Origin of the sequence: Streptomyces sp. NRRL F-525 (assembly GCF_000716605.1) — a bacterium.
Classification (GTDB): domain Bacteria; phylum Actinomycetota; class Actinomycetes; order Streptomycetales; family Streptomycetaceae; genus Streptomyces.
In genome coordinates this window covers 130741-137418 of the sequence record NZ_JNXE01000028.1, presented here as the reverse complement: position 1 = coordinate 137418, position 6678 = coordinate 130741, and the positions used below count along the sequence as shown (strand labels likewise).

At 72.6% G+C, this 6678-nt stretch carries 6 protein-coding genes; all 6 read left to right on the top strand.

The annotated features are described in order from the left end of the window. The coding region (locus OO69_RS32870) for an ADP-ribosylglycohydrolase family protein (protein WP_234444589.1) at positions 1-1238 on the top strand (1238 nt) is incomplete at its 5' end. A gap of 8 nt (positions 1239-1246) precedes the next feature. Further along, positions 1247-2413, top strand: coding sequence for an ADP-ribosylglycohydrolase family protein (locus tag OO69_RS32865; RefSeq protein ID WP_033284509.1), 1167 nt, complete (start codon positions 1247-1249; stop codon positions 2411-2413). Continuing rightward, the gene (locus OO69_RS32860; protein WP_033284508.1) at positions 2401-3756 is read left to right on the top strand and encodes an ADP-ribosylglycohydrolase family protein; all 1356 of its coding nucleotides are present in this window, start codon (positions 2401-2403) and stop codon (positions 3754-3756) included. The genes OO69_RS32865 and OO69_RS32860 overlap by 13 nt, the downstream gene beginning before the upstream one ends. Beyond that, the gene (rbsK, locus tag OO69_RS32855; protein WP_033284507.1) at positions 3753-4649 is read left to right on the top strand and encodes a ribokinase; all 897 of its coding nucleotides are present in this window, start codon (positions 3753-3755) and stop codon (positions 4647-4649) included. The genes OO69_RS32860 and rbsK overlap by 4 nt, the downstream gene beginning before the upstream one ends. Then, entirely contained in the window at positions 4646-5848 is a 1203-nt protein-coding gene (locus tag OO69_RS32850) for a CaiB/BaiF CoA transferase family protein (protein WP_033284506.1), read from the top strand. The genes rbsK and OO69_RS32850 overlap by 4 nt, the downstream gene beginning before the upstream one ends. Then, a complete protein-coding gene (locus OO69_RS32845) occupies positions 5845-6657 on the top strand; it encodes an HpcH/HpaI aldolase/citrate lyase family protein (protein ID WP_033284505.1) in 813 nt (270 codons plus the stop codon). Before OO69_RS32850 ends, OO69_RS32845 begins: the two co-directional genes overlap by 4 nt. Positions 6658-6678: the final 21 nt, after the last annotated feature.

Here is a 6678-nt window from a genome sequence, read left to right as displayed (position 1 = left end):
CCCCCACCCCACTCAACCGAACAGCCGCCAACGGCGATCCCGCCCCACAAGGGCCACCCGCACCCGACAACGAAACCCGCACGGGCGGTGCGGGTGGGAACAAAAAAGCCGATGGCGGAGCCGAGGCGAGGCGGATCGAGGGGTTGCTGCTCGGGCTCGCCGCAGGGGATGCCGCCGGTTGGCCCGCCGCAAGGCACCGCGCCGCTCGGATGCCGGAGTGGACCCGCCGCCTCACCCGCGAGTTGGACACCTTCGCGGAACAGAACGCGACCACCACCCTCCCCGTCCCCATCGCCCTGAACCAACCCCCCGAGCCCCTACGCCTGGGCCCCTCCGACGACGCCGAATGGGCAGCCTTCGCCGCAGAAGCCGTACTAAAGGCCGGCGACGACACAGTCCTGGGCGACCTGAGCCGCGAACGCAGAACCCGCGCCGCCATCGACCTCACCTGGAACGCCATCGCCAGCGAGGTCGCCGCCGCAGCGGACCGCGCCCCCGAGGTGGAGTCCGCCGTACTCCCCCTCCGCGCCCGCATCTCGGTACGGGCCGGCCTCGGCAACCTCGCAGCAGGCCTCCGCCCACCCGCCACCGGCCACGACAACCCCCACTACTTCGACGACGCGGCCTGCGTAAGAGCCTGCGTACTGGCCGTGGCGCACCCCGGTGACCCCCAACGCGCCGCCGCCCTCGCCGAGTTCGACGCCCACTACACCCAGGACGGCGACGGAGTCCACGGCGCCAGAGCCATGGCGGCAGCCCTCTCCCTCGCCCTGGTCGGCAGGGACGTGGACGACTGCGTGGCAGCGGCCCTCGCCGAACTCCCCGAATCCACCGAGATCGGCCGCAACGCCCGCCACGCACTGAAGTTGGCCCAGGACAGCGACAACGCCTTCGCCCTGATCCCCCTCTTGGAACACCAGATCGTCGACCACGTCTACAGCTACGGAATCGCAGCAGCCGAAACCGTCCCGGTAGCCCTCGCGTTGGCGACAGCAGCCCGCGGCCGTATCGCCGAAGCGGTCCCCGCCGCGGCCTGCCTCTCCCGCGTAGCCGACTCGGCACCAGCCCTCGCAGGCGCCCTCACCGGAGCACTCAGCGGCGGCCAGGCGATCCCGGCAACCTGGCGGGACGCCTGCCGCACCCTCTCCGGCTGCGCCCTCCCCCGCCTCACCGGCACGGACCTCGTAGAACTCGCCGAACTCCTGGAAGCCACACAACCGGCGCCACCCGGAGGATGATTCAGGGCATGACGCCCAAAGAACCAGAAAGCAGCCTTGAGGAGAGGATCACCGGAGCCCTCGTGGGCGCCGCCGTCGGCGACGCCCTCGGCGGCCCCGTCGAGGGCTACTCCCCCGACCAGATCCTCGAACGCCACGCCGGCCGCGTCCACGGCATCGTCGGCCCCTGGAACGGCGACGCCTGGCGCACGGCCCGCCCCATCGCCCCGTACCACAAGGGCGACGGCCACGTCACCGACGACACCTTGATGACCCACGCCCTCGTACGGGTCTACGCGACCGTCCGCGACCACCTCGACGCGTACTCCGTCGCCGACCACCTCGTCCCCGACCTGATGCAGAACCCGCGCTGGATCCCGGAGTTGGAGGCGGAGGCCATCCCGCTCCAGCGCATCTTCCTCGCGGAGAAATGGCTGGCCACCCGCCTCCACTACGGCCACGTCGACCCCCGAGAAGCCGGCGTCGGCAACATCGTCAACTGCGGTGCCGCGATGTACATGGCCCCGGTCGGCCTGGTCAACGCGGCCAATCCGGCGGGCGCTTACGCCGAGGCCCTCGACATCGCGGGCGCCCACCAGTCGTCGTACGGCCGCGAGGCAGCCGGTGTCTTCGCGGCGGCCGTAGCCGCAGCCTGCGTCCCGGGCGCGACCCCCGACTCGGTCGTGACCGCCTGCCTCGCCCTGGCCAAGGACGGCACCCGCACCGCCATCGAGAAGGTCTGCGAAGTGGCCTCCCGTTACTCGGACTTCGAGTCGGCGCTGGTCCCCCTGAGGGAGGCGATCACACCGTACGACACCGTCGGCCCCGACTACCGCGCCCCCTCCCTGGACGCCCGCCGCCCCTCCCGCACGAAGGCGATCGAGGAACTCCCCGTCGCCCTGGGCATGTTGGTGGTCTCCGGCGGCGACTACCGCCACGCGGTGCTGGGTTCGGTGAACTACGGCCGCGACTGCGACTCGATCGCGACGATGGCCGGCGCGGTGGCGGGTGCCCTCGGCTCCACCATCCCGCAGGACTGGTCGAAGACGGTCGCCGAGGCCAGCCGCCTGGACCTGTGGGAACCGGCGACTACCCTCACCGCCGTCACCCGCGAGCTCTTCGAGCGCGATGTCCTCCGCCGCCGGGCCCACGAGGCGGCGTTCACCGAGATCGGAGGGCTGAAGTGCTCCGACTGACCTGGGTCCAGCCGGAGGACCTGCTCGGCCACGAGCTGCGCCAGGCCGCCCAGGACGGACGCGAACCGTCGGCGATCGCGGCCCGCTGGCGAGCGGCGGGCGGTACGGACGCCCCGGAACGGGCGGGCGCTTCGGCCCAACCCCCCACCCGCTACCTCCGGTTGCTCGCGGAAGACCTGCTGGACGAACTGGCCGACCTGCCCAGCTCGTTGGCCGACCAGGAGCCCACCGACCTGGCACGCATCCGCGCCCTCTGCCCCGACTGGCCCACCCCGCAAGCCACTCCCCCACCCCGCCCGGCCCGCTTCGAGGCCGCCTGGCTGGGCCGGGCCGTCGGCTGCCTCCTCGGCAAACCGGTCGAGAAGATCACCCTGGACGGCATCCGCCAACTCGCCCGCGCCACCGGCAACTGGCCCCTGAACAGCTACTTCACCGCCCGTGGCGTCCCCGCCGACCTCCTCGCCGCCCACCCCTGGAACCGCCGTTCCGCCCCCACCTCCCTCGCCGAGAACATCGACGGCATGCCCGAGGACGACGACCTCAACTACCCCCTGTTGAACCTCCTGTTGCTGCAGCGCCACGGCAAGGACTTCACCACCGCCGACGTGGCGAAGCTCTGGCTCGACGAACTCCCCGCGGGCCGCACCTTCACCGCCGAACGCATCGCCTACCGCAATCTCCTCACCGGACTGGAACCCCCGCGAACGGCCCGCCACCGCAACCCGTTCCGCGAGTGGATCGGCGCCCTGATCCGCGCCGACGTGCATGGCTGGACCAACCCCGGAAACCCCGGCGCCGCTGCCGAACAGGCCCACCGCGACGCCACGTTGACCCACACCGCGAACGGCGTCTACGCCGCGATGTTCACGGCGGCCGTCATCGCCACCGCGACCACCGGCACCCACGACATCCACACCTGCCTGCGCACCGGCCTGACAGTCGTCCCGCCCAACTCCCGCCTGGCGAAGGCGATCCAGCACGCCCTGCAACTGGCCCGGAAACACCGTGACTTCGACGAGGTGGTGGACCAACTCCACGCCACCTACAGCCGAACCCACCACTGGGTCCACGCGATCCCCAACACCGCCCTGATCGCCGCCGCCCTCACCCACGCGGACGGCGACTTCACCGGCTCCATCTGCCGTGCGGTGTCCGGGGGTTGGGACACCGACTCGAACGGCGCGACGGTCGGCAGCATCGCCGCCCTCCTCTCGGACACCGCGCTCCCCGACCGCTGGACGGCCCCGCTCAAGAACCGACTCGCCACCTCCGTAGGCGACTTCAACGGCATCGGCTTCGACACCCTCGCCCGGCTCACCCACCAGGAGACCGCCCGCCCATGACCCACATCGCCGTGCTCGGCAGCACGAACATGGACCTCGTCGCCTACGTCGCGAAGGCCCCGCAGCGCGGAGAGACCGTGACGGGACGGGAGTTCCGCACGATCCCCGGCGGCAAGGGCGCCAACCAGGCGATCGCCGCGGCCCACGCGGGCGCGACCGACGTCACCATCGTCGGCGCGGTCGGCAACGACGCCTACGGCGCCCAACTCCGCGCCACCTTCGAGCACTCCGGCGTCGACACCGACCATCTGCGCACCGTCGAGGGCCCGTCCGGCACCGCGCACATCGTCGTGGACGACGAGGGCGGCAACGCGATCGTCGTGATCCCCGCCGCGAACGGCACCGTCGACCACCTCGCCCCCGGCGACGAGGCCACCATCGCCACGGCCGACGCCCTGCTCCTCCAGCTGGAGATCCCCCTCGCGGCGGTGATCGCGGGCGCGCAGGCGGGCCGCCGCCACGGCGTCCGTACGATTCTCACGCCCTCGCCCGCCCAGCCACTGCCCCCCGAACTCCTGGCCGCCGTAGACCTGTTGGTCCCCAACGAGCACGAGGCCACCGCCCTCACGGGCCGCACCGACCCGCGCGAGTCGGCGGCCGCACTGCTCGACCAGGTGCCCGAGGTGATCGTCACCCTGGGCGCGGCGGGCAGCCTGTACGCGGCCCGGGGCGCCGAGCCGTTCACCGTCCCAGCACCCCGAGTGACCGCCGTGGATTCAACGGGCGCGGGCGACACCTTCGTCGGCGCGCTGGCGGTGGCGCTCGCCGAGGGCCGCCCGATGCGGGAGGCGCTGGCCTGGGCGGCAGCGGCGGCGGCGCTGTCCGTGCAGCGGCCCGGGGCGACGGCGTCGATGCCGTACCGCGCGGAGATCGAGAAGCAGTACGCCTCATGACCGAGACGACGACCCCAACTCCCCTGTCCGGCCTGCGCGTTCTCGATCTCGCGACGCTCTTCGCCGGGCCCCTCGCCGCCACCATGCTCGGCGACTTCGGCGCCGAGGTCATCAAGGTCGAGCACCCCACGAAACCGGATCCGTCCCGGGGGCACGGCCCCTCGAAGGACGGCGTCGGCCTCTGGTGGAAGCTCCTCGGCCGCAACAAGCGCGCGATCACCCTCGATCTGTCGAAGCCGGGCGGGCGCGACACGCTCCTCCGCCTCGCCGCGACCGCAGACGTGATCATCGAGAACTTCCGCCCCGGCACCCTGGAGAAATGGGACCTCGGCTGGGCCGAACTCTCCGCCGCCAACCCGAAGTTGGTGCTGGCCCGGGTCACCGCCTTCGGCCAGTTCGGGCCCTACGCCCACCGCCCCGGCTTCGGCACCCTCGCCGAGGCGATGAGCGGTTTCGCCGCGATCACCGGCGAACCGGACGCGCCCCCGACGCTCCCGCCGTTCGGCCTCGCCGACTCGATCGCGGGCCTGGCGACGGCGTACGCGGTGATGACGGCCCTAGCCGCCCGCGACCGCACGGGCGAAGGCCAGGTGGTGGACATGGCGATCATCGAACCCATCCTCACGGCGCTGGGCCCCCAGCCCCTCTGGTACGACCAGCTCGGCCACGTCCAGCCGCGCACCGGCAACCGCTCCCAGAACAACGCCCCGCGCAACACCTACCGTACGGCGGACGGCAGTTGGGTCGCCGTCTCCACCTCGGCCCAGTCGATCGCCGAGCGCGTGATGCGCCTGGTCGGCCGCCCGGAACTGATCGACGAACCGTGGTTCGCGACGGGCGCGGACCGGGCCCGGCACGCCGACATCCTCGACGCGGCGGTCGGCGACTGGATCGCGCAGCGGACCCGCACGGAAGTCCTGGCCGCCTTCGAAAAGGCGGAGGCGGCGGTCGCCCCCATCCAGGACGTGCGGGATGTGATGTCGGACCCCCAGTACCAGGCCCTCGACACGATCACCACCGTCGACGACCCCGAACTCGGCCCCCTCCGCATGCAGAACGTCCTCTTCCGCCTCTCCGCCACCCCCGGCGCGATCCGCTGGACCGGCCGCCCGCACGGCGCCGACACGGACACGGTCCTGACCGAACTCGGCCTGACGGACACCGAGTTGACCACCCTCCGCCAGGCGGGCGCCCTGTGACCCCGCACCCCCTGACCTGGCTCTACGTCCCCGGCGACCGCCCCCCGATCGTCGCCAAGGCCCTCGCCGCCGGCGCCGACGTGGTCGTCGTGGACCTGGAGGACGCGGTCGCCCCGGACCGCAAGGACTACGCCCGTGCGGCCACGGCGGAGCTTCTCTCGGAGCCCCAACTCCGCGTCCACGTACGCGTGAACGCCCTGGACACCCCCTGGGCCGCCGACGACCTCCGCACCCTCGCACCCCTCCCGGGCGTGTCCGGCCTACGACTCCCGAAGGTCACGTCCCCGGAGGAGGTCGTAGCCGTAGCGGAAAAGGCCCGCGGCCTCCCCCTGTACGCCCTCCTGGAGACGGCCCTCGGCATCGAGCGGGCCTTCTCGATCGCCGCCGCGCATCCCTCCGTGCACGGCATCGCGCTCGGCGAGGCGGATCTACGGGCCGACCTGGGCGTACGCGACGACGCCGGTCTCGACTGGTCCCGCTCCCGGGTGATCGTCGCCGCGCGGGCCGCGGGACTCGCCCCGCCGCCCCAGTCCGTCCACCCGGACATCCGCGATCTGGAGGGTCTTGCCGCCTCCTGCGCGCACGGCCGTGCCCTCGGTTTCCTGGGGCGCGCGGCGATCCATCCCCGTCAACTCCCGGTCATCGAGAGCGCGTTCCTCCCGACGAACGAGGAGATCGAACAGGCCGAGACGATCGTCAAGGCGGCCATGCGGGAGGAGGGCGCGCAGGCGCTGCCCGACGGGCGGTTCATCGACGCGGCGGTGGTGGCGGCCGCGCAGCGAACGCTCGCGTTGGCGCGCCGGACCTGAGACGCGATGAGGGCGCCCCGT